A 20,910-nucleotide genomic window follows, 5' to 3' on the forward strand; every position below is an offset into this window, starting at 1 on the left:
CAAATCGCGCCCCCAAAACGCCGCGATCCGGGCGAAAATGGCGCCGTTGCGGAAAGGCAACGCTCGCAAAATGAATGCGTTGTCGGCCCCGTCCGATAAGAAAACGTGCTAGCTCAATATGTTGGAGCGCATTCCGCAAAAGCCTGTCGACTTTTGCGGAAGCGTCTAGCGATCGTTAACGAAGCCCTAAGCGGGGCGGATTTCATCTGGATAGAGGGGCGAACCGGGGGCCGATGACGACGCTGACGCGAACGCCCGCGCCGATCCGCCTTGCGCCCCGCGCCGGAGCGCGCGCATGATCGGCCTGACGATCACCCGCTACTTCGCGATGCGCTTCATGAAGACGATCCTTGCGATCTTCTTCACGATCTTCTGCCTGATGTTCGTTGTCATCTTCGTCGAGATGCTTCGGCGCTCGAGCGACAATCCCGCGGCAGGCGCCGGGACGGTCGCTCTCATGACCGCGATGAAGGTGCCCTCCGCCGCGGAGATGATTCTTCCCTTCGCCGTGCTCTTCGGCTCGATGGCGACCTTCGTCGACCTCACCCGCAAGCTCGAGCTGATCGTGGCGCGCGCCGCCGGCATGTCCGTGTGGCAATTCATCGCCGCGCCGGCGCTCACGGCCCTTCTGATCGGAATCGTCTCGGTGACGATCTACAATCCGCTCTCCGCCGAGATGAAGCAGCGCTCCGAGCAAATGGAGCTCGAGATTTTCGGGCGCCCGGGCAGCATTCGAATCGACCATGGCGTCTGGCTGCGCCAGCACGGTGTCGACGGGCTCGCCGTCATACACGCTCTGGAGACCGCGAACGCCGGCGTCGACCTGACGGGCGTGAGCGTCAATATCTATTCCGCCGACGGCGGCTTCGTGGAGCGCGTCGAGGCGGCCAAGGCGCATCTCGAGCCCGGCGTCTGGGTGTTGAAGGACGCAACGGTCAGCGCCCCCGGCGAACCTGCGCGTCAGGTGACCTCCTATATGCTCGCGACCGATCTCACCCCTGATCAGGCCGCCGCGGCGACGACGCCCCCCGAAGGCACGCCCTTCTGGCGTCTGCCGGCCATCACCGCCCGCACGGCCGAGGCGGGCCTCGACGCCACCGGCTACAGGTTGCAATTCCAGACTCTTCTGGCGCGTCCGCTACTTCTCGTCGCCATGGTTCTCGTGGCGGCTAGTTTTTCATTAAGGTTCTTTCGATTTGGCGGCGTCGCCAAAACCCTTTCCGGTGGCGTCGTGGCAGGCTTCGTGCTTTACATAGTTACCAAAGTCCTCTCAGATCTCGGCGGCGCAGGAATGATTTCCCCCCTCGTAGCCGCTTGGTCGCCTGCGCTTGTCGGGAGCATGTTGGGCACGCTTACTCTGCTTTACTCGGAGGACGGTTGATGCGTCGCCGCCTCCGCAGTCTCTCGGCTCTCCTCTCAACGGTCGCCGCCTTCTCGGGCGGAACGCTGCTGCTCGCCGCGACGCCGGCTCGCGCCGCCGCCCCTTCGGGCGCCGGCGAGCGCATGGTCGTCGAGGCCAAGGAGATGGTCTATGACGACAAGAAGAACACCGTCACGGCCCGCGGCCAGGTGCAGATCCTCTACAAGGGTCGCCTGCTGGAGGCTGATCGTGTCGTCTATGACCGCAACACGTCGCGCGTTTTCGCCGAAGGCCACGCGAAGCTGACCGAGACGGACGGCACGATCGCGCGCGCCGAGCGCTTCGATCTGACCGACGACTTCAAGGCCGGCTTCATCGAGAGCCTGCAGGTCGACACGCCGCAGAACACCCATATGAGCGCCGCCCGCGCCGAACGCGCCGGCGACGAGACGACATTCGACATGGGCGCCTATACGGCCTGCGAGGCCTGCAAGGACGACCCGAGCAAACCGCGCACCTGGGTGGTGAAGGCGAAGCGGATCATCCACGATAACGTGGAGAAGATGATCTATTATGAGGATGCGACTTTCGAACTCCTCGGAACGCCGATCGCCTATGTTCCCTTCTGGTCGTCCGCCGACCCGACGGTGAAGCGCAAGTCCGGCTTCCTCACGCCCGTCTTCACCTATCGCTCGCAGCTCGGCGCCGGCTTCGGCGTACCCTATTTCTGGGCCATTTCGCCGAATTCCGACCTCACGGTCACGCCCACCATCTTCACGAGCCAGGGCCCGTTCCTGACGGCCGAATTCCGCAAGCGCTTCGAGAATGGCGGCTTCTCGATCCGCGCCGAAGGCACGCATGTCGGCAATCCGGGCGCCTTCGCGCCGCCGCCGCTCGGCGCGCGCGATCGCGAGTGGCGCGGCGCCATCCAGTCCTTGGGCGAATTCGCGCTCAATGATCGCTGGAAATTCGGCTGGGACATCACCGCCCTGTCGGATCGCTACTTCCTGCAGGACTACAAGCAGTACAACTACCTCCTGCAGAACTACTTCTTCCGCGAGTCGTCCTCGACGATCTATCTGACCGGCCAGGGTCCGCGCAGCTGGTTCGACCTGCGCGGCTACTACTTCCAGGGCCTTTCGCCCAACGATATCCAGGCCCAGCAGCCGGTCGTTCATCCGGTCGGGGACTACAACCGCGTCTTCGACGTCGATCCCAAAAAGACCGGCGGGATTGGCGGCCAGATCGAGATCGACGCCAACGTCACCAGCACGTCGGCCGATATCGCCAATTACGAGTCGATCAATCCGCGCACGCTCGACCGCCTCTATGGCCTCTATAACGTTTGCCAGGTTTACGCGCCCAACGCGGATCCGAATCGCAGCCAATGCCTGCTGCGCGGCGTCGGCGGCGCTTACGAGCACGCGACGCTGAGCGGCAACTGGAAGCGCAAGGTCATCGACCCTGTCGGCGGCGTCTGGACGGCCTTCGCCTTCGCGCGCTTCGTCGGCAGCTATCTCGATTACGATCGCGAGGGCGTCTATCCCGCCTACAACAATTTCTGGCAGCCGATCCCGAACGCGAATCAGGGTCTGTTTTTCAACGGCCAGGATCAGCGTTTCCGCGGCCAGGCGACCCCCGGCTTCGGCGCCGAATGGCGCTATCCGATCCTGGCGCGCAGCCCGATCGGGAACATCGTCTTCGAACCGATCGCGCAGCTGGTCGCGCGTCCGAACCAGACCTCGATCCCCTCGCTCGTCAATATGGACGCGCAGAGCCTCGTCTTCGACGACTCGACGCTGTTCGAATGGAGCAAGTTCTCGGGCTACGACCGCTTCGAGACGGGCACGCGCTTGAATTACGGGGGGCAGGCGACGCTTTCGCTGGCCAATGGCGGCTTTATCAACGCCATGCTGGGCCAGTCGTCGCAGGTCGCCGGCGCAAACTCCTACGCGCAGGCCGACGCCGCGAATGTGGGCCTGAATTCCGGCCTCAACTCGCGCGTCTCCGACATTGTCGGCCGCTTCGCCTTTGCGCCGAACGCCTTTGTCAGCTTCGTCGCCAAGGGGCGCTTCGACAAGACGGACTTGAACGCGAGGCGCATCGACCTCTTCTCGACCTTCAACTTCGATCCGGTCACTCTGCAGCTGCAATACGCCAATTACGCGTCGCAGCCGGCGATCGGCTTCGACGTGCGCCGCCAGGGCCTCTCGGCCACCGGCCGCTATGACATCACGAAGAACTACTTCCTCAACGGCACGGTCACTTTCGACATGAGCCGTTACCTCTATAACGGCCTCACCCAGCAGCCGGCGCTCTACACCAATTTCACCGGCATCAACCTGATCGGCACGGCGCCGCTCTTCTCCGTCGCGGCGCTCGGCGCGGGCGTCGGCTATCACGACGAATGCACGACGCTGTCGATCAATTATTCGCAGATCTATCAGCCGCAGTCCTATACGGGTCTGCCCGCGCGCAACCAGTCCGTGATGGTGACCCTGAGCTTCCGCACTTTGGGCGAGGCGCGCTTCAATTACGGCCTCGGCTCGGTGCTGGTGAATGACGGCGTGCGGAATGCAGGCCCCGGCGGCTCCTATGGCGGCAGCGGCATACAATATTGATCGGCCGTCAACGCCTTATCGCACCGCGCGCGGCTATCAATGACACGGCCGCGCGCGTCTGATAAAAGCCCGTCAGCAAAAAGCCTTCCCCGCGTTAAGGAGAAAAAGATGCGCCGCTCCATGTCCCTGGCCGCCCTCGTCTCGTGGCGCGCCCTTGCGCTCGCGGGCGCTCTCTGCGGCGCGGCCGTCGCCGTGACGCCGTCGCAGGCCGCCGACGCCTTCACCGATCAGCAGAAGGCCGGCATTCAGAAGATCATCCACGACTATCTGATCACCAATCCCGAAGTGATCCGCGAAGCGATCGACGAACTCAAGAAGCGCGAGGAAGCCGCGGAGCTCGCGTCCCGCGAAAAGGCCGTGAACGAGAATGGCGACAAGATCGTCCACTCCGCGAACCAGGCCGTCGTGGGCAATCCGGACGGCGACGTCACGCTGGTCGAATTCTTCGACTACAATTGCGGCTACTGCAAACAGTCGCTCGCCTCCGTCTCCAAGTTGATCGAGGGCGACCCCAAGCTGCGGGTCGTGCTCAAGGATTTCCCGATTCTCGGCGCCGACTCCGTTGAAACCGCGCATGTCGCGACCGCCGCGCGCATGCAGCTTTCGCCCGCCAAATTCTGGGAGTTCCACAAGAAGCTCCTCTCGACGCGCGGCCATATCGGCAAGGCGCAGGCCCTCGCCGCAGCGAAGGAAGTCGGGGCCGACATGGATCGTCTCGAGAAGGACGCCAACAGCCCCGAGACGCAGGCCGCGCTGAAAGAAGTCGCGACGCTTGCCGAGCAGTTGAAGTTCGACGGCACGCCGTCCTGGGTCATCGGCAAGGAAGCGATTGTCGGCGGCCTGCCCTACGCCCAGCTCAAGGCGAAGATCGACAACATGCACAAATGCGGCAAGGCGAGTTGCTGAGCGGCTTGCAAAAGACCCGTTCAATCGACGGTTTGGCTGCGCGCTCCGTGTGACTTCGCGGAGCGCGCAGTCATGCGGACGGGCTTCCTTTGCGGCTGCAATGAGGCTAAGAGAGAACGCGCGTCGCGCTTTGGGGATATTTGATCGTTCGGGACCGCAATGCCTGTCGTATACGTGCTCAACGGTCCGAATTTGAACCTCCTCGGCAAGCGGGAGCCGACTGTCTACGGGACCGCGACCCTCGACGACATCCGCGCGACACTCGAAGAGCGCTGCAAAGCGCGTGGCGTTTCGCTGGTCTTCCGACAGTCGAACAATGAGGGCGATCTCGTCACCTGGATTCAGGAGGCGGGAGAAGCGGGCGCGCCGGTCATCCTCAACGCCGGCGCCTACACGCATACGTCGATCGCCATCCATGACGCGATCAAGGGCGCCAAGGCCGAACTGATCGAGGTGCATCTCTCCAACGTTCATGCGCGGGAGAGTTTCCGTCACCACTCCTACATCTCCCCGGCGGCGCGGGGCGTGATCCTGGGCTTCGGCCCACTTTCATATTACCTGGCCCTCGAGGCCGTTCTAGAAAACATCTGAGAAAGACCTGGGAAACATGGCGCGCAAAGCTCAAACGCCTTCGAAAGCCGCGCGCGGCCGCAAACCGGCCGCCGCTCCCGCCGCTGCCCGGCCCGCGCCCGCCGCGCCGGCCCCGATGATCGACCCGGCGCTCCTGCGCACCATCGCGGAGTTGGTCGCCGAGAGCGACCTGACGGAATTCGAGGTGGAGAAGGGCGATCTGCGCATTCGCGCCGCCCGCACCCCGGCGCCGGTTTCCGTTCCCGCTACCGTGACGATCGCGGCGCCGCCCGCCGCCCACGCCTATGCGCCTGCGCCGGCCCCTGTCGCCGCCGCGCCCGCCGCCCCGGCGCCTGCCGCAGCTCCCAAGCCGGCCCCTGCGCCGGTCGTCGAGGAGTCTTACGCGGACCATCCCGGCGCGGTGAAGTCGCCCATGGTCGGCACCGCCTATCTGCGCCCCAATCCCGACGCCAAGCCCTTCATCGAGATCGGCACGCGCGTTTCGGCCGGCGACAAGCTGCTGCTGATCGAGGCGATGAAGACGTTCAACGACATCGTCGCGCCGAAATCCGGCGTGGTGACGGCCATCATTGTCGAAGACGGACAGCCGGTCGAATATGGCGAACCGCTCCTCGTGATCGAATAAGGTTCGCGAATGTTCGATAAAATCCTGATCGCCAACCGCGGCGAAATCGCGCTCCGCATCTCCGCGCGGCGAAAGAGCTCGGCATCGCGACGGTCGCCGTCCATTCGACGGCCGACGCCGACGCCATGCATGTCAAGCTCGCCGACGAGCGTCTGCATCGGCCCGCCGCCGGCGCGCGACAGTTACCTCAACATTCCGTCCCTGCTCTCGGCCTGCGAGATCACGGGCGCCGACGCCGTGCATCCGGCTACGGCTTTCTCTCGGAGAACGCGCGCTTCGCGGAAATTCTCGAAGAGCACAACATCACCTTCATCGGTCCCAAATCCGAGCACATCCGGATCATGGGCGACAAGATCGAGGCGAAGGCGACCGCCAAACGCCTCGGCATCCCCTGCGTCCCGGGCTCAGACGGTCCGGTGCTCAGCGAGAAGGAAGCGCTGAAGGTCGCGCAGAAGATCGGCTTTCCCGTGTTGGTGAAGGCCGCTTCCGGCGGCGGGGGGCGCGGCATGAAGGTCGCGCGCGACGCGCATGACCTCGGCGTCGCCATGGCCACGGCGCGCACGGAAGCCAAAGCGGCCTTCGGCGACGACACGGTCTATATCGAGAAATATCTGCAGAAGCCGCGCCATATCGAGATCAGGTGTTTCGGCGACGGCAAGGGCGAAGCGATCCATCTCGGCGAGCGCGACTGCTCGCTTGCAGCGCCGCCACCAGAAGGTCTTCGAGGAAAGCCCGTCGCCCGCCCTCAACGACGCTCAGCGCGCCGAGATCGGCGAGACCTGCGCCAAGGCGATGCGCGAGCTGCAATATGCCGGCGCAGGCACGGTCGAGTTCCTCTACGAGAATGGCGAGTTCTACTTCATCGAGATGAACACGCGCATCCAGGTCGAGCATCCCGTCACGGAGATGATCACCGGCGTCGATCTCGTCTGCGAGCAGATCCGCGTCGCCGCGGGTTCGCCGCTGTCGATGAAGCAGGAAGACATTCAGTTCTACGGCCACGCGATCGAGTGCCGCGTGAACGCGGAGCATCCGCGACCTTCCGTCCCTCGCCGGGCCGTATCGCCTATTACCACCCGCCGGGCGGCGTCGGCGTGCGGGTCGACTCAGCGGTCTATCAGGGCTACGCGATCCCGCCGAACTACGACTCGCTCATCGGCAAGCTGATCGTTCACGGCCGCAATCGCACCGAGGCGCTGATGCGCCTGCGCCGCTCCCTCGACGAGTTCATCGTCGACGGCATCGACACACGCTGCCCCTGTTTCGCACGCTCGTGCGCAATTCCGACGTGCAGAACGGCGTCTATGACATCCACTGGCTCGAGCACTTCCTCGCGACCGGGGGCATCGAGCCGGGCTTCTGAGAAGCCACACTCAGATTTGTCGGCATTCAAGGGCGGCTCGAAGCAATTCGAGCCGCCCTTATCGTTTAGAGTGTAGCCTTTTACTTTCAGGCGCGTGCAATAGGCGCGTCGGCCCCCGCCGCCTTCTCGTTAAAATCCGCTGCAGAGCATTTCCGCAGCCGGGGTCACGATGAGTTCCGGTGCCCCAACGCGGCTGCCGAATCCGAGGCCGCCTTCTGGGCGCAGGCGCTGACCCAGCCAGATCGGATTGCAGGCAAGATGGCCGACTGACGCAGTCGAACCTCTCGGCCCATTTTGGCGCTAGCCTGGCTGGGCGCCTGATATGGGCCGCATTCGGCCCCGGAGTCGGCCTGATCCCGCTGCTTTTTATTGAAATCGGCGCTATCCTGAATTCATGTCCAAGCCGGGCGCGCCCTACGCCATCACCCCGCAGCTCCTGCTGCGCGCTTATTCCATCGGCCTCTTTCCCATGGCGGAAAGCGCCGAGGACGATCAGCTCTTCTGGGTCGACCCGGAAAAGCGCGCAATATTTCCGCTCGACACATTCATCGTCTCGCGTTCGCTGGCCAAGACCGTGCGTTCCGACCGCTTCGAGGTCGTCGTCGACCGGGACTTCGACGCAGTGATCGACGCCTGCGCCGCCCCGGCGCCGGACCGGGAAAAGACCTGGATCAATTGCGAGATCCGCCGTCTCTACCGCGAGCTGTTCGACATGGGCTTCGCGCATACGGTCGAGTGCTGGCGCGAGGGTCAGCTCGTCGGCGGCCTCTATGGCGTAGCGCTGCGCGGGGCCTTTTTCGGAGAGAGCATGTTTCACCGCGAGCGCGACGCTTCGAAAGTCGCGCTCACCCACCTTGTCGCCCGGCTACGCGCCGGCGGCTTCCAGCTCCTCGACACCCAGTTCATGACCTCGCATCTCGCTTCGCTCGGCGCGATCGAGATTTCCCGCGAGGCCTATCACCGGGCGCTGGAGGAAGCGCTCTGCGTCGTGGCGAAGTTCGACGTCTGGAAGCCGGAGGAGAAGGTCTCCGGCCGACAGGCGCTCGCCGCCCTGGAGGATTGACCGCTCGCGCCGCAAACCGCGAGCGGACGCCTCAGAACGGCAGCAGACCGCCGCCCGCCGGCGGTTCGACCGGCGTTGCAGCAGGGGCGTTCGCGGCCGGCTTTTTCTTCTTTTTCTTCGCAGGCGCAGGTTGCGCCGGCGCCTCTCCGACCGCACCGGCGTCCGGCGCGGGGGCGGCGTCCAGAGCTGGCTGGGGCGGCGCCGCGTCTGCCGGGCCAATCGGCGCATTCTCGACAGGCGCAGGGGCCTTGGGCTCGACCTTGCGCGACTTCTTCTTCTTGCCCGACTCGGGCGCGGGCGCAGCCGAGCCGTCGGCGGGGGCCGCTGGCGTTTCGGAGGCGGCGACCGGCGCCGGGGCGTTCTCCTTGCCGCCCTTACAATCGACCAGCCACACGTCATAGACGGGGTGCTCGACGCCATGGAGGCCGGGGCTCGCGGCGAACATCCAGCCCGAGAAGATACGCTTGGCTTCCTGCTTCAGATCCGGCTTGGCGTCGGTCTTTGCTTCCTTCAGCTCGAGCTTGGCCTGGCGTTCCTGCTTTGCGACGAGTTCGTCAACTTCGACGAAGCTGGTGGTCTGCGGGGCCTCGGTCTGTGGGCGGGTGTTGCAGACGCGCGGCGTCACGTTCAGCGAGCCGAACTGCACGGTCTCGTCGATGGCGACGTCGAAATTGATGATGCGGCCGGTCGTCTTGTCGAGACCGGCGAAGACGGCCGTCGGATGGCGGATCGGCTCGGCGGCGGCCACGCCAAGGAGAGCCGCCGCGAAAGCGCCCAGCGCCAGGCCGTAACGAAGAGATGAGATCATGGGGTCACCGCGCCGCTTGAGGCGGCCAGAGGAAAACGCTGGAGCAACATAAACAGACAAGAAAGGCGTTTCCGTGGAGAGGGCCTGATCAGCCCTCCGGCCGCCACGCGACATAGTCGCCGCCCGTCGGCGTGCGTTCGCCGGTCGAGAGCTGCGAGCCCGGCGGGCGATAGGCGAGCGGCGTGCCGGTCATGTTCGGCTGATGCGGCAGCTCCCATTCCTTGCGGACGTAGTTTTCCTTCGTCGGCGGCGTGTCCACCGTATGATGCAGCCAGCCATACCAGCCCTGCGGGATCGCGGACCCCTCGCAATAGCCGTTGAAGATCACCCAGCGGCGCTCGATGCCCAGCGCCTTGTCCTTCTTGCCGCCGCGACGGCGATAATAGACGTTGCCGAATTCGTCCGTCCCCACGCGCTCTCCGTAGAGGATCGTCCAAAGGCCCGTCGAGAGGGTCGCTTTGTTCCACCAGGTGAAGAATCGGGTAATGATGGACATGCTGGCTCCAGCGTGTAGTCGGATTGCGCCCCTTATGGCGTCGGCGGGGGCCGGTGTCCAGCGATTCTAAGGCCGCGCGGGCCGTCTCCCGGCATCGTTCGACAAATTATTGAGGATGAAAGGCTTGCCCAATGGCTGAAACGCTCCGCGCCACTTGCCAATGCTGCGTCGTGGGCGGCGGCCCGGCGGGCATGATGGCGGGGTTCCTCCTCGCCCGCGCGGGGGCGGACGTCATCGTGCTGGAAAAGCACGCCGATTTCCTGCGAGATTTCCGCGGCGACACGATCCATCCCTCGACTCTCAGAATTATGCAGGAGCTCGGGCTCCTCGATGAATTTCTGCGCCTCCCGCACCAGAAGGCCTATCGGATCGGCGTGAGCATTGGCGACCGCACCTACGCTTTCGGGGATTTCAGCGGCCTGCCGAAGCCCTGCAATTTCATCGCGCTGATGCCGCAATGGGACTTTCTCAATTTCATCGCCTGCGAGGCGCAGAAGCTGCCGAATTTCCGACTGATGATGCGCACCGCCGGCGACCAGCTTATCTGGGAGGGCGAGCGCGTCGTGGGCGTCATGGCCACGTCCCCGGAAGGGCCGGTCGAAATCCGCGCAGATCTCGTCGTCGCGGCGGACGGCAGAGGCTCGACGCTGCGCGCCGTGGCCCATCTCGCGCCCGAGGATTACGGCGCGCCAATGGACGTCTTCTGGTTCAAGATGCCGCGCAAGGAAAGCGATCCCGACCAGAGCTTCGGACGCATGGCGCCCGGCCGCATGATCGTGATGATCGACCGCGGCGACTATTGGCAATGCGGCTGGGTGATCCCCAAGGGAGGCGCGGACGCCATACGCGCTCGGGGCCTCGAGGCGTTTCGCGCCGCGCTCGTCGACGCCCTGCCCTATCTCGGCGACCGGGCCGGCCTACTCGACGGATGGGACAAGATCAACCTCCTGACCGTTCAGGTGAACCGGCTGGCGAAATGGAGCCTGCCGGGATTGCTCTGCATCGGCGACGCGGCGCACGCCATGTCGCCGGTCGGCGGCGTCGGCGTAAATCTCGCTGTGCAGGACGCCGTCGCGACCGCCAATCTGCTCGGCGCCAAGCTGGCTGCGGGGACGCTGCAGGACAGCGATGTCGCCGCCGTTCAGGCGCGGCGGGAATTTCCCGCCAAGGCCACCCAACGCATTCAGCTCGCGATCCAGAATCGGGTCGTCACAAGCGCGCTCGATCCGAGCAAGCCCTTTGAGCCGCCGCTGGCCTTGCGCGCGCTCGACGCCGTCCCGTTCCTGCGGCAGATCCCGGCCCGCGTCATGGGCATCGGTCTGCGCCCGGAACACGTCGCGCCGTATATCAGGGAGAGGGCGTGACCTTTCTCACGAAGGCGCCGAAGGCGCGCGGCCCATCCGCCGTTTCGGCCTTCCCGACGACCTGCAGGGTCTTCGCGTCGATCGCCCAAAGCTCGTTCGAGAACCAATTCGCGACGTAAACCCGCGCGCCGTCGTGGCTCGCGGCGATGCCTTCCGGATATTCGCCCACCTTGATCGTCCCGCCCGGCGCGAGCGTCGCCGCTTCGAAAACGCTGACGCTGTCGTCGTGCTGGTTCGCGACGAAGATGCGACCGCCTGCAAGCGCCACGGTGTAAGGCCGGCTTTCGGTCTTCAGCGTCCCCACGACCTTGCGGGCCGCGATGTCGATCACGCTCACGCTGTCGGACTCGACATCGGCCGTATAGGCGCGGGCGCCGGCGGCGTCGATCGTGACGCCGAAGGGATGCTTGCCCACGGGGATGATGGCGACGCGCTGAAAGCTCGCCGCGTCAATGATCGAAACGCAGTTGTCGTCTCGGTCGGCGACGAGGATGGTCTTGCCGTCGGGCGTCACCGCGACTCCAGACGCCATGGCGCCGACGCCGACGCTGCGCGTCTCGCCTTTATCGGGGTCGATCTCAATGAGGCGGCGGCCGTAGAGATCGGCGACATAAACATGCTTGCCGTCCGGCGCGACGGCGACGCCGAGGGGGCCCCCCTGCACGTCGATCCGACGCGCCGCCTTGCGGGATTTTGCATCGACCACTGTGAGGAACTTGCCCTCTGGGCTCGTCACGTAAGCCCGCGCGCCGTCGAGACTCACCGCGACGCCCGCCGGCTTTCCGCCGATAGGGAGATGCGCCAGCGGCTTCATGGTCGCGACGTCGATAATGTCGAGCGCGTCGGCGCCCTGGGTCGTGACGAAGGCTTCGTCGGCGAGGGCCGGCGTCGCGAGGAGCAATGCAATCGAGGCAAGCGCCGCACGAATAGACGGGCGGCCCCCTCCCCAACCCTCCCCCGCAAGCGGGAGTGGGAGCACATTGCGGCCTTCATCGAGAGCGTCGTTGAAGGCGGCGCCCTGCCCCCTCTCCCCGCGCGCGGGGAGAGGGTTGGGGTGAGGGGCAAGGCCGTTATCAAGCAACAAGATGTTCTCTCGGTTGAAGGCGGACAAAAGGTTTTTCACGGGCTGATTTTGCGCGCGAGCAAAAACAATGAGTTGTGATGGGTGGCAGACAAATGGTTTTTCCAAATTTAGGCAGTGTTCACGAAAAACCCCACACCTCCCCATAAAGCAAAGGTAGGAAAAACAACCCCTTACGGTGTTGGCCTCTGCCCAAAAAGGTGAGGGGGTGTGGGGCGTGGGAGGGCTAAGACCGCACACCTGCCGAGAATCTGGCCGTAGTGAAAACAGCGACTTAGCGGATCTTGCGGCATTTAAAGGTGTGCGGTGTGCGGCGTCAAGGCACACGCATTTTCGCTATTTCTGGCGGATCAAATCCCCAAAGAAACCGTCTGGCAGCGCTCTTAAACGATCTTCGATAACCTTTCCAATCGATGCGTAATAATCTGCATCGTGGATTTCCTCCATTAGTTCCTCTGCAAAAACCAATTGCTCGATTGTAATCTCCTTGCCTTTCTTCGATTTAAGGGCGCTTTCGACGATGTGATTATAGAGGAGAACGCAGACTTCTCGGGTATCGAGCGACTTCCTAAGCCGGACTATTCTTTCTGCACGACCCCAGCAAATTATAAAAAGGTCGGGGACGATGGGAGCAATCTCGACATATTGAAGCGGAGTGCTAGGTATCGATCCAAACAGTAGATAATCCACCGAAATATTATATTTCTGCGAAACGTCTGCACACATCTCATAAGGCACTTTCCCACGTTTCCGCCAGGTAGAAATCGTTGTTTGAGCAACCCCAGTCTTGGCGGACAGTTGATTATCGTTTTCCGCCCCGACAACAGCCATAAGCCTGTCGAGAACCTCTCCCGCGTCGATCGATTTCAACTCATTCACGTTGACATCACCGTGGTTGCGTTATACCGTTGGCATATGCCTTCAACGAAAATGCGTATCACGCCCCAGCCCGGACCGCAATTCTACAATGAAGTGCGGGCCGGCTTCGTGCGCGTCGGGGAGAGTTTGACCGGTTGGTGCCGATCCAGGGGCCTTCGCCATCAAAATGTGAGAGCCGCCTGCTTTGGCTCTTGGGAGGGGCCTAAAGCGCGGCAAGTGCGTGAAGAAATCGCCGAATATCTCCGCGAGCGAGGCTCGCAGATATGAAGGCCATTAGCCTCTCAGAACTAGCCGAAATAGCGCGGGGAGCCAATTTCCCGAGTCACAAATCGACGCTTAGGGCGCGGCTTCAAAAAGAAGGCGCGAAGGCGATTGAAGGGACGGTCGCCGGAGGGCAAAAGGGACTGCTTTTCGAAGTAGACACGTTGCCGCCCGCCCTCAGGACCGTCGCACTGGCAGCAAAGGCGGAAGGCGAAGACGAGTCGCTCTCCCTTCACCGTCGCTACCTCGCGGCTCCAAAATCGGTCAAGGAAGATGCGGCCCGGCGCCATGCGATGGTCCTCCGCTACTATGCCGAGATTAAAGCGGGAGCCCCCAAATCGGTGGCGCGGCGCGCGGCTGCAACCGCCTTCGGCATCACGCCCGCGACGGTCAGGAATGCCCTGAAAGCCATAGATGGCCTTCCCGAGAATGATTGGCTCTCTGCGCTCGTCAAAGACTACAAGGGCCGGCCTAAGGGCGAAATCAACCCGGAAATCGTCCGCTACTTCTTCAGCGACTACGGGCGGGTAGAACAGCCCCAGGCGCAAGCCGTCTATGAACGCACCCTCGCCGCCGCCAAGCACAATGGCTGGGGCCAAGCGCCCTCTCTCAAGACGCTACTGCGGCGCTTCAATGACCTCCCGTCGCTCGTCCGAAAGCAACTGCGGGAGGGCGACAAGGCCGTAAGCGATGCGCTTATTCACGCCGAGCGCGACCGGTCCGGGATGAAATCACCGGACAACTGGAATATGGACGCCCGTAGGCACGATGTAATGGTCCGCGACGGAGAGCGCATCTTTCGTCCAACCGTCACCATGCTCCAGGACAGCGCGAGCAATTTCATTCTCGGCTGGGAGGTTGCGGAGACGGAAAGCTCGGCGTCCTATCGCCGCGTGATCGTCAAAGCCTTTTCGTCCTTCGGAGTCGCCCGGTCTATCACCTTCGACAACACACGCGCCGCCGCAAACAAAGGGCTCACAGCGGGCGCCAAGAACCGCTTCAGGTTCTCCGAAAGTGCAGAAGACATCCCCGGAATTCTGCCACGTGTTGGTTGTGAGGTGCGCTTCACGCTCCCTTACAACGGCCGTTCGAAGCTTATTGAAAGAGGATTTGCCGAACTCAAAGAGCGGTCAGAGAAGCACCCTCGTCTCGCAGGGGCTTATTGCGGACGCTCGCCCGTCCACAAGCCCGCCAATTACGGCGAGTGCGCGGTTGACATAGAGGCTTTTCGAGCCGTGCTCGCCGAAGCCGTCGAAGCCTACAACACGCGCATCGATCGCCGCAGCAAGGTCGCTTTCAATAAATCGCATAAGGAGACCTTCGAGGCCGGGTTGCAAGGCGTCGCGGTCCGCAAGCTCACGGAAATCCAGCGCCGATACTTCTTCTCTATCGCGTCGAAGCAAACCGTATCGCCGTCCGGTGAGGTTTTTCTCGGCAAGCGCCCCTATCAAAACCGCTTCCAATCGGAAAAGCTTCGCGAATATGCCGGCAAAAAAATCGTCATTCGGTTCAATCCCGACGACCTTAATGCGCCAATCCTCGCCGAGACGATCGACGAACGCGTGATCGATGAAGCCGTTCCGCTAATCGAAAAACGCGGCTTCAACAACGTTGACCAAGCGCGCGAGCATATCCGTCAGAAACGGGCTGTCGCGCGGGCAACGAAGGAAGCCGCAAAAGCGCGCAATCTTATGGACGCGCTCGAAATGTCGGCTGCGCTTCCCGCTCCGCTGTCGCCCTCGCCGCCGCCGGATACGCCCATCATCGCGCCTGTCTTCAAGCAGACGCCGAAACCCGCTTCCTCCGTCGACCTTGAGAAGGACATCGCCGCCACACTCGCAGGCCTGGAGAAAGTTCGCCGCTATGGGTTTGGCGGATAACGAAGGGGCCGGACGATCGCCTTCGCCCAGCCCCGCTTTGCCACTGACGATGGAAGATCGCTATGGACAATAATGACGCTAACTCAACGACAACGGATCATCAAGCCGTCATCCTCAAAGCCCGCGATGCGTTGCGAGAGCGCGGCCTGTCGCAGGCTGAGGCGGCGAGACAAATCGGCGTTAGCTCGGCAACCATTTCTCAATTCCTGAGCAACAGCTACAAGGGAGACACTGAAGAAGTCGCTCGCAAACTCAGTGCATGGCTTGCGACCTCCGATAGCGTTGCGAGCGTCACAGCCTTGCTGGAACGCATTCGCGTATTTACGCCGGAGCCGCCGACAACCAAGGCAATCCTCAACGCCCTCCACCTCGCCAAGGCCGGCGGATATATCACTTACGTCGCCGCTGCTTCCGGCATTGGCAAGACAATGGCCGCGGAACACTTCACACAAACCCAGCCGTCCGTCTGGCGATGCGAGTTCTCCCGCGATACGAAGAGCGTCTATGCGACCTTTGTTGAAGTCGCGTTCGCTCTGGGCATCTCAAATCTGCCAAGGCGACCGGATGAACTACGCCGGGAAATCGTCGCGCGCTTGACGCGCACCCACGGCCTCTTGATCTGCGACGAAGCGCAACACCTTAGCGACAACGGCTTCGAAGCGATCCGCACCTTGCACGATCGGGCGAAAATCGGCGTCGTTTTCGCCGGCCATTCGGACCTCGCCGACAAGATCGCTCGGCTTCCGCAACTGGAAGGGCGCGTCTTTGCTCCGCTGCGGATCGGGGCGGCGAAGCCGAACGATGTCGACGCTCTGCTTTCAGCGTGGGGCAACGGTTGCAAGGAAACGCGACAATTCCTTCGCAAATATGCCAGCCAAGCTACGGGATTGCGGCGCATCGCGCGGGCCTATGAAAGGGCTGCCCTCTTCGCCGCAAACGAGGATCAGGAAATCGGCTTCGAACACATCCAGCGGGCCTGGGCCAATCTCGCGGCCGTGACCTTGGAAGCCCGTGAGTAGGAGAAGGAACCATGTTGACGACGAAGCAAATGCGCCTTGTCCAGGCGATCAAGAAGCATCTCGGCGACGAAGAAACCTACCGCCATCTGTTGCGCCGGACGGCAGGCGTCGACAGCGCGAAGGACCTGACCGAATATGGGCTGGACGCCCTTGTCGCGGAAGCGAAGCGCCAGGGTTTCCCGCTCACGCCGCAACGCAGCTTCGGCCTGCGCCGTGGTATGGCGACTTCGCGACAGGTGGCCTTGATCCGCAAGCTTTGGGCGCAGTGGGCCTCGGACGGAGATGAAAAGGCGCTCAATGCCTGGCTCGAACGCAGCTTTCAAATTTCGGCGCTGCGGTTCCTCCCCGCTGAAGCGGCGGGCAAGGCGATCACCGGCCTCCGCAAAATGGTTGCGCGTAAGAACTCGAAGGCGGCATGAGGATCGTGATGAAACCGAGAACGCGAACGGCGTGCAAATTTGGCTACGAGGCCAAGCTGCAACGCGTATTGATCGGCTGCAACGATGTGCACAGAGCAACATTTCTAATCACATATTGTGAGCCCGCTAAAGCGCCAAACGGACACCTTCTAAATAATAGCTGGACCCTCGCCATCTGTTACCCCTCCGGCGAATTAATGGGCCTCGGCTTTCAGACACTCGCAGAGCTGACACGGTTCCTTTCGATGGAAGCAACCAAGATGAACCGCCGGCGAGGACCAAATGGGCTTACCTGGTCCAAGACTCGGCAAGCCGCGCGCCAATCCCGGAGATAATCGCAAAGACTGCGCTTATTTCCGGCTGAAGAGATCAGGCCGTGCATCGCGGCTTGAAAAGCGCGAGACGAGCGGCAGCAACCGCCCGCCTCGCATGGATCGCAACCCCAAGAGATTGAGAGAACCCATGACGAAGCGACCCGCTGGAACCATTGCGGAAGAAGGTAAAGAATTCAACCACGCGGCGAGTGCCGCGCGACACAACCTCACGGGCCAGGACTTCGCCTTTCTCGACGACGTTGACGCTCTTCTGATGCGCCTCGCCGCCCTCCCGGAGCTGCTTCGCGTGGTCGACCTGACCAAAGCGGGCGACGAAGAGCGGGAGCCGGTCAGCGCCGCCCTTCGCGAATTCGGCGGCGTTCTTTCCGGTCTGGCCTGCGAAGCGGCGGACAAACTGATGCGCGGTAGAGACGCGCTGGATCTGCGCTGAGAGGGGGCGGCTATGAAGAAGAATGAAGAGCGTAGCCCTGTCGAGGCCCGGCGAATGGCTTGGGAGGCAGCGCAACTGGCGGAGCTTCTGACGGTTGTCGATTTCACCTCGGAAGAGTGCGACCTAGACGCCGCAAGTCGCGGCCTGCGCATGTTCGGAAGGCTGCTGTCCGACCGGATTTTGGATGCGGAGGAAGCCTTCGGCGTCGCCAGGGTGGAAGAGCTAAGGACCGCGCGCCGATGAAGCCGCTCCTTAAACAAGACGGGAGCTACGACCGCGCGGCGATCGTCGCCGGCGCCAACCGGCTCTTCGCCTATATGCGGGCGAAGGGCGCGGACGATTGGCCCCGCAAGCGCTGTCTCTGCTTCTTCTGGGCTCAGGCGCGCATCCGCCGCGCCGAGTTTCTCGGCGTCGCCCTGGCGCCGCCGAAGAAGCGCAAGCCGCCGCGACTCCGCGCGCCGCGCCGCGCGGGCCTTCCAACCATCAAACCGGCGCGGCGTCGCGCCGGCGCTCTCCATTCCCTTCCTGCCAATTGAGGCGCCTCAAATGACCCATGCTCTTTCGAATGCCATTTCCGATATCAGCGCCCTCGGCGCCATTCTCAACGCGTTGGAAGCGGTTCCCCGCGCCCACGCCGACGCGGGCGTTCTCTTGCCCGGCGCGGCGGCGATCGGCCGGCGCGTCGCCGCTTTGGCTGAAGAGGTTTCTGGCTCGCTCCCTGAAGACGGGGCCGGCGCGGGACAGGCGCTCTCCGAAGCCGGCCGCCTTGGCCAGGCGCTCGGCGCCCTGGACGCCATCCCGGAAAGAGCGCACGGGGCCGGCAAGCTGCTTCGCGGCGCCGCCGCGCTCGGCCGCTCTATCGAGGTCCTGGCGAGCGAGGCCTCCGAGGCGCCGGGGCTGAAAGAAGCCACAGCGTTTGCGCTCGCCAAGATCGCTTTGGCTCAGGCGCGGGAAGGCGGCCACGTTCCTCCGCATATTTGCTCGGTAAGGGACTTTCGAGAGATCGCCTCCAATGTGGAACACGGGGGCGTCCTGATCGGCGCGCACTTCTTCAGTTGCGATGCGCTGCAACCGATGCACGGGGAGCGGGTGCGCGTGCTGACCCCGAATGCGGACCCTGTCGCCGTCGCGCTTGTCCTGGACCTGGATGGCCGGCTGATCGGCGTCGCCACACCCGAGGCCAGCGGGGACCAGATGCGCCCTGTTCCGGGCGCCGCCGCCCTCGCTGACGCCGTCGCCGCCGAGCTTGGCGACGAAGTGGCCGGGCGCCAGCCCTTCCCGCTCTCTTTGGGCGTCGCCTGCCCCGCCGACGCGGCCCTTGATGGGGCAGCATCCGTCCCCAACTGACGGCCCGCCAAACGGCGGGAAGATATGAAGCCGGCCGCGCCGACAGGGCGCCGCCGGCTTCGCGCGTTTTGGGGGCCGTTTTCCAGACTCTCCCAACCCGAAGAGGCAAAGCCTCAGAAATGGCCCATGGATGCGTTGCGACGGATTTCCGCTGTCATGGGCCCTGCCGGCCGGAAAAACGTGCCCAGCGCGTTTGATGGTGCTTTAACGCCCGCGTTATGGACCAGGGTTCGAACTGGGTCAGCGCCGGGGCGGAAAAAAACCAGTTAGCGAAACGTGCACGGTGAAGATGAACGCAATCTCCGCGAGAAGACTATCGCTGGTTGCCGCCGCTGTGAACTGTTAGTTCAGGCGTTTCGGCGAACTTTGGATCAGAAGCGTGCCAAACCAAATCTTGCATCATCCGCACCGCCCCAAGCGCGTATCGTAGTGCATAAATCGAGCTAGACACACATAGGACCATCGCCGCGCGCTGGATTGTTAACAGCGATATGTAGTCGATTGAGACCGCAAGTGGAGGCTCTTTTGCCACGCACGCAACCAACGCTACTGAAGACATCGCCAAAGCAAAAACCTGCGTATAATGAATAAAATCAACGTGAAAGATATATTGTTGCAAAAGCTTCTTCGCCCTTAAAAATTTTGCCAATTGAGGGCGCGCTGCGATTTCGTAAATTTTACCGAAGCTACTCCAAGATAACGCGAGCAGAAGCCCGTTCAAAGTAAGTATGGCGGTAAAGAACACCATGGATATTTCTGGCTTATCCCAAAAACCTTCTTCTGGGATCACCCATGTCACCAATGAGCCGGACGCAAGGCAAACAAGAACTGTCCACGGAACAAGCGCCCTTGCACCGTAGCGTGAGATATCATCTCTGATGTCGTCTAGCCAAGATTCTAAAAATCTTGGCCTATTCCTCTGGTCGCTCATATAGGTCTATTAGAGCTTTTACGATCGCTCTCTCCTCGTCCTCTTCAGCCTCTCCTTTGTCAATATATACCTTTAAGACTCTATTTCTAGCCTGAGCTTCGGAATTCTTTGTTTTATCGAGTGAAAATTTAGGTTTTGCGATGCTCGCCTTCAGCCCATCCGGCGTCGTTCCTTTGGCTCCGTATTGGCCATAGCCGGCGTCCGCTAAACCACGGGCCTCGGATATCAAACCCTTGCTGCTGTCCTGCATTTTCTGCCCCTCATTGGGCAGAGCTAGGCCCCTAACTGATGCGATATTGTCGGACTTGATCATTTCGCTCAGTGTCTCGCCGAGCTTCATAGGGTGAGGGTTGAAGGGTCTTACTGTGAAAGAGAACTGGTCGAGCTCCCACGTCTCCAAAGCTCTCGCCGCATCTTGCGGGCTGCCCGCGAAGTTGATGATTACATCGCACTCTTCGTCTGACGTTTCCAATATAGCCTTGAACCTGTTTACGGCCGCACGCGCGCCGAGAGATCGCTCACTAACATTGTCGCTAACAGCAAATACACCGAGCCTCGGGATAGCTACGAATTTTGTATGCTTCATTTCATCTGTTGCAACAACCTCATTAACTATTTCGTCATCCGATTTGCGGTACCTGCTCCGCTCTCTGTATTTTATATCTTGAGCTATTTCCCAAGTATGTATTCTATATTTACCAACGGTTTTCTGACGCGTCTTGAGCATGTAAGTGTCGGCATCGTCCGGCTTCGGGTCACGCTTACGATAGGCTATCGGCCTGCCAACGAGTTCTTCGAACGTCTCCCACTCGCCATCTGCGGTTAGCGGAACACCATCAATCAAAATCTGGTATCGACAAAACAGGTAGGAATTCGTTCGCGCCATAGAAACCTCCGACTCGGCAATGTCCGAAGTTGTCTCACGTAAGCTCCGCTGAGTGGAGTCGATTCTAATGAGAAACGGCCCTTTGTCTCGCTTGTGCCATAATATCGGGATTTTGCGCCGCCGCGCCTGACGAGCAGTTATGCCGAATCGTCAGAAACCGCCCCAGGATGCGCCGAGATGCCGTGATGGCCATTGACGAATGTCCCATTTTTCTGCATCATCTGATGCAAGAAACTGGGGCATTG

Annotated in this window: 20 protein-coding genes and 4 pseudogenes; 18 read left to right on the forward strand and 6 right to left on the reverse strand. The window is 62.2% G+C overall.

Annotated elements, in window-relative coordinates; translation table 11 throughout:
• Positions 1 to 295: 295 nt before the first annotated feature.
• The 10 genes and pseudogenes from lptG (at position 296) to aat (ending at position 8,529) form a co-directional block, all read left to right on the forward strand.
• The gene (lptG, locus tag ACPFMJ_RS04660) at positions 296 to 1,381 is read left to right on the forward strand and encodes an LPS export ABC transporter permease LptG (RefSeq protein WP_424362691.1); all 1,086 of its coding nucleotides are present in this window, start codon (positions 296 to 298) and stop codon (positions 1,379 to 1,381) included.
• Positions 1,381 to 3,981: an LPS-assembly protein LptD gene (locus tag ACPFMJ_RS04665; RefSeq protein WP_424362692.1), complete on the forward strand. Its 2,601-nt coding sequence runs from the start codon at positions 1,381 to 1,383 to the stop codon at positions 3,979 to 3,981. Before lptG ends, ACPFMJ_RS04665 begins: the two co-directional genes overlap by 1 nt.
• Before the next feature lie 108 nt (positions 3,982 to 4,089).
• Positions 4,090 to 4,887 carry a DsbA family protein gene (locus ACPFMJ_RS04670; RefSeq protein ID WP_424362693.1) on the forward strand — a complete coding sequence of 266 codons (798 nt, stop codon included), beginning with the start codon at positions 4,090 to 4,092 and terminating at the stop codon, positions 4,885 to 4,887.
• Between the two features lie 159 nt (positions 4,888 to 5,046).
• Entirely contained in the window at positions 5,047 to 5,478 is a 432-nt protein-coding gene (gene aroQ, locus ACPFMJ_RS04675; protein WP_424362694.1) for a type II 3-dehydroquinate dehydratase, read from the forward strand.
• Between the two features lie 16 nt (positions 5,479 to 5,494).
• Positions 5,495 to 6,103: an acetyl-CoA carboxylase biotin carboxyl carrier protein gene (gene accB / locus ACPFMJ_RS04680; RefSeq protein ID WP_424362695.1), complete on the forward strand. Its 609-nt coding sequence runs from the start codon at positions 5,495 to 5,497 to the stop codon at positions 6,101 to 6,103.
• Between the two features lie 9 nt (positions 6,104 to 6,112).
• Positions 6,113 to 6,301 (forward strand): annotated as a pseudogene (locus ACPFMJ_RS04685) (biotin carboxylase N-terminal domain-containing protein); the annotation flags it as partial.
• Positions 6,223 to 6,735 (forward strand): annotated as a pseudogene (locus tag ACPFMJ_RS04690) (biotin carboxylase N-terminal domain-containing protein); the annotation flags it as partial. The pseudogenes ACPFMJ_RS04685 and ACPFMJ_RS04690, both read left to right, overlap by 79 nt.
• Positions 6,632 to 7,012: pseudogene (locus ACPFMJ_RS04695) on the forward strand (hypothetical protein); the annotation flags it as partial. The pseudogenes ACPFMJ_RS04690 and ACPFMJ_RS04695, both read left to right, overlap by 104 nt.
• 179 nt (positions 7,013 to 7,191) lie before the next feature.
• A pseudogene (locus tag ACPFMJ_RS04700) lies at positions 7,192 to 7,350 on the forward strand (acetyl-CoA carboxylase biotin carboxylase subunit); the annotation flags it as partial.
• A 510-nt stretch (positions 7,351 to 7,860) separates the two neighbouring features.
• A complete protein-coding gene (gene aat, locus ACPFMJ_RS04705) occupies positions 7,861 to 8,529 on the forward strand; it encodes a leucyl/phenylalanyl-tRNA--protein transferase (RefSeq protein ID WP_424362696.1) in 669 nt (222 codons plus the stop codon).
• Between the two features lie 31 nt (positions 8,530 to 8,560).
• Here aat and ACPFMJ_RS04710 read toward each other — a convergent pair whose 3' ends face one another.
• Both ACPFMJ_RS04710 and ACPFMJ_RS04715 read right to left on the reverse strand, forming a co-directional pair.
• On the reverse strand, positions 8,561 to 9,337 hold the full coding sequence (locus tag ACPFMJ_RS04710; protein WP_424362697.1) for a DUF2155 domain-containing protein: 777 nt from the start codon (positions 9,335 to 9,337) through the stop codon (positions 8,561 to 8,563).
• Between the two features lie 88 nt (positions 9,338 to 9,425).
• Complete coding sequence (locus tag ACPFMJ_RS04715; protein WP_424362698.1) at positions 9,426 to 9,833, reverse strand: NADH:ubiquinone oxidoreductase subunit NDUFA12; 408 nt, start codon at positions 9,831 to 9,833, stop codon at positions 9,426 to 9,428.
• Between the two features lie 131 nt (positions 9,834 to 9,964).
• Between ACPFMJ_RS04715 and ACPFMJ_RS04720 the strand changes: the two genes are divergently transcribed.
• On the forward strand, positions 9,965 to 11,197 hold the full coding sequence (locus tag ACPFMJ_RS04720) for an FAD-dependent oxidoreductase (protein ID WP_424362699.1): 1,233 nt from the start codon (positions 9,965 to 9,967) through the stop codon (positions 11,195 to 11,197).
• On the opposite strand, the gene ACPFMJ_RS04725 is transcribed toward ACPFMJ_RS04720, so the two are convergent.
• Positions 11,181 to 12,125 carry a YncE family protein gene (locus tag ACPFMJ_RS04725; RefSeq protein ID WP_424363788.1) on the reverse strand — a complete coding sequence of 315 codons (945 nt, stop codon included), beginning with the start codon at positions 12,123 to 12,125 and terminating at the stop codon, positions 11,181 to 11,183. The two genes, ACPFMJ_RS04720 and ACPFMJ_RS04725, sit on opposite strands and share 17 nt — an antisense overlap.
• Positions 12,126 to 12,614: 489 nt before the next feature.
• Entirely contained in the window at positions 12,615 to 13,157 is a 543-nt protein-coding gene (locus ACPFMJ_RS04730; RefSeq protein ID WP_424362700.1) for a helix-turn-helix domain-containing protein, read from the reverse strand.
• A gap of 554 nt (positions 13,158 to 13,711) precedes the next feature.
• On the opposite strand from ACPFMJ_RS04730, the gene ACPFMJ_RS04735 reads away from it, so the two are divergent.
• From ACPFMJ_RS04735 to ACPFMJ_RS04765, 7 genes are all read left to right on the forward strand, one after another.
• A complete protein-coding gene (locus ACPFMJ_RS04735; protein WP_424362701.1) occupies positions 13,712 to 15,298 on the forward strand; it encodes a transposase domain-containing protein in 1,587 nt (528 codons plus the stop codon).
• A 62-nt stretch (positions 15,299 to 15,360) separates the two neighbouring features.
• On the forward strand, positions 15,361 to 16,317 hold the full coding sequence (locus ACPFMJ_RS04740) for an AAA family ATPase (RefSeq protein WP_424362702.1): 957 nt from the start codon (positions 15,361 to 15,363) through the stop codon (positions 16,315 to 16,317).
• 11 nt (positions 16,318 to 16,328) lie between these two features.
• Positions 16,329 to 16,736 carry a regulatory protein GemA gene (locus ACPFMJ_RS04745; RefSeq protein ID WP_424362703.1) on the forward strand — a complete coding sequence of 136 codons (408 nt, stop codon included), beginning with the start codon at positions 16,329 to 16,331 and terminating at the stop codon, positions 16,734 to 16,736.
• A 462-nt stretch (positions 16,737 to 17,198) separates the two neighbouring features.
• Entirely contained in the window at positions 17,199 to 17,501 is a 303-nt protein-coding gene (locus ACPFMJ_RS04750) for a hypothetical protein (RefSeq protein ID WP_424362704.1), read from the forward strand.
• 54 nt (positions 17,502 to 17,555) lie between these two features.
• The gene (locus ACPFMJ_RS04755; RefSeq protein ID WP_424362705.1) at positions 17,556 to 17,744 is read left to right on the forward strand and encodes a hypothetical protein; all 189 of its coding nucleotides are present in this window, start codon (positions 17,556 to 17,558) and stop codon (positions 17,742 to 17,744) included.
• Positions 17,741 to 18,037, forward strand: coding sequence for a hypothetical protein (locus ACPFMJ_RS04760; protein WP_424362706.1), 297 nt, complete (start codon positions 17,741 to 17,743; stop codon positions 18,035 to 18,037). The genes ACPFMJ_RS04755 and ACPFMJ_RS04760 overlap by 4 nt, the downstream gene beginning before the upstream one ends.
• 10 nt (positions 18,038 to 18,047) lie before the next feature.
• Positions 18,048 to 18,848: a hypothetical protein gene (locus ACPFMJ_RS04765; RefSeq protein WP_424362707.1), complete on the forward strand. Its 801-nt coding sequence runs from the start codon at positions 18,048 to 18,050 to the stop codon at positions 18,846 to 18,848.
• Between the two features lie 313 nt (positions 18,849 to 19,161).
• On the opposite strand, the gene ACPFMJ_RS04770 is transcribed toward ACPFMJ_RS04765, so the two are convergent.
• Both ACPFMJ_RS04770 and ACPFMJ_RS04775 read right to left on the reverse strand, forming a co-directional pair.
• Entirely contained in the window at positions 19,162 to 19,647 is a 486-nt protein-coding gene (locus tag ACPFMJ_RS04770; RefSeq protein ID WP_424362708.1) for a hypothetical protein, read from the reverse strand.
• A 112-nt stretch (positions 19,648 to 19,759) separates the two neighbouring features.
• Complete coding sequence (locus tag ACPFMJ_RS04775; RefSeq protein WP_424362709.1) at positions 19,760 to 20,665, reverse strand: hypothetical protein; 906 nt, start codon at positions 20,663 to 20,665, stop codon at positions 19,760 to 19,762.
• Positions 20,666 to 20,910: the final 245 nt, after the last annotated feature.

The sequence above is a fragment of the Methylocystis parvus genome, from assembly GCF_049675845.1.
GTDB lineage: Bacteria > Pseudomonadota > Alphaproteobacteria > Rhizobiales > Beijerinckiaceae > Methylocystis > Methylocystis parvus_A.

Coding starts and splice junctions, on each gene's coding strand:
- ACPFMJ_RS04670 (WP_424362693.1), top strand. CDS start 4,090: ATGCGCCGCTCCATGTCCCTGGCCGCCCTCGTCTCGTGGCGCGCCCTT.
- aroQ (WP_424362694.1), top strand. CDS start 5,047: ATGCCTGTCGTATACGTGCTCAACGGTCCGAATTTGAACCTCCTCGGC.
- ACPFMJ_RS04760 (WP_424362706.1), top strand. CDS start 17,741: ATGAAGCCGCTCCTTAAACAAGACGGGAGCTACGACCGCGCGGCGATC.
- ACPFMJ_RS04715 (WP_424362698.1), bottom strand. CDS start 9,833: ATGTCCATCATTACCCGATTCTTCACCTGGTGGAACAAAGCGACCCTC.
- ACPFMJ_RS04775 (WP_424362709.1), bottom strand. CDS start 20,665: ATGGCGCGAACGAATTCCTACCTGTTTTGTCGATACCAGATTTTGATT.
- ACPFMJ_RS04710 (WP_424362697.1), bottom strand. CDS start 9,337: ATGATCTCATCTCTTCGTTACGGCCTGGCGCTGGGCGCTTTCGCGGCG.
- aat (WP_424362696.1), top strand. CDS start 7,861: ATGTCCAAGCCGGGCGCGCCCTACGCCATCACCCCGCAGCTCCTGCTG.
- accB (WP_424362695.1), top strand. CDS start 5,495: ATGGCGCGCAAAGCTCAAACGCCTTCGAAAGCCGCGCGCGGCCGCAAA.
- ACPFMJ_RS04745 (WP_424362703.1), top strand. CDS start 16,329: ATGTTGACGACGAAGCAAATGCGCCTTGTCCAGGCGATCAAGAAGCAT.
- ACPFMJ_RS04755 (WP_424362705.1), top strand. CDS start 17,556: ATGGCTTGGGAGGCAGCGCAACTGGCGGAGCTTCTGACGGTTGTCGAT.
- ACPFMJ_RS04765 (WP_424362707.1), top strand. CDS start 18,048: ATGACCCATGCTCTTTCGAATGCCATTTCCGATATCAGCGCCCTCGGC.
- ACPFMJ_RS04665 (WP_424362692.1), top strand. CDS start 1,381: ATGCGTCGCCGCCTCCGCAGTCTCTCGGCTCTCCTCTCAACGGTCGCC.
- ACPFMJ_RS04735 (WP_424362701.1), top strand. CDS start 13,712: ATGGTCCTCCGCTACTATGCCGAGATTAAAGCGGGAGCCCCCAAATCG.
- lptG (WP_424362691.1), top strand. CDS start 296: ATGATCGGCCTGACGATCACCCGCTACTTCGCGATGCGCTTCATGAAG.
- ACPFMJ_RS04750 (WP_424362704.1), top strand. CDS start 17,199: ATGACGAAGCGACCCGCTGGAACCATTGCGGAAGAAGGTAAAGAATTC.
- ACPFMJ_RS04720 (WP_424362699.1), top strand. CDS start 9,965: ATGGCTGAAACGCTCCGCGCCACTTGCCAATGCTGCGTCGTGGGCGGC.
- ACPFMJ_RS04740 (WP_424362702.1), top strand. CDS start 15,361: ATGGACAATAATGACGCTAACTCAACGACAACGGATCATCAAGCCGTC.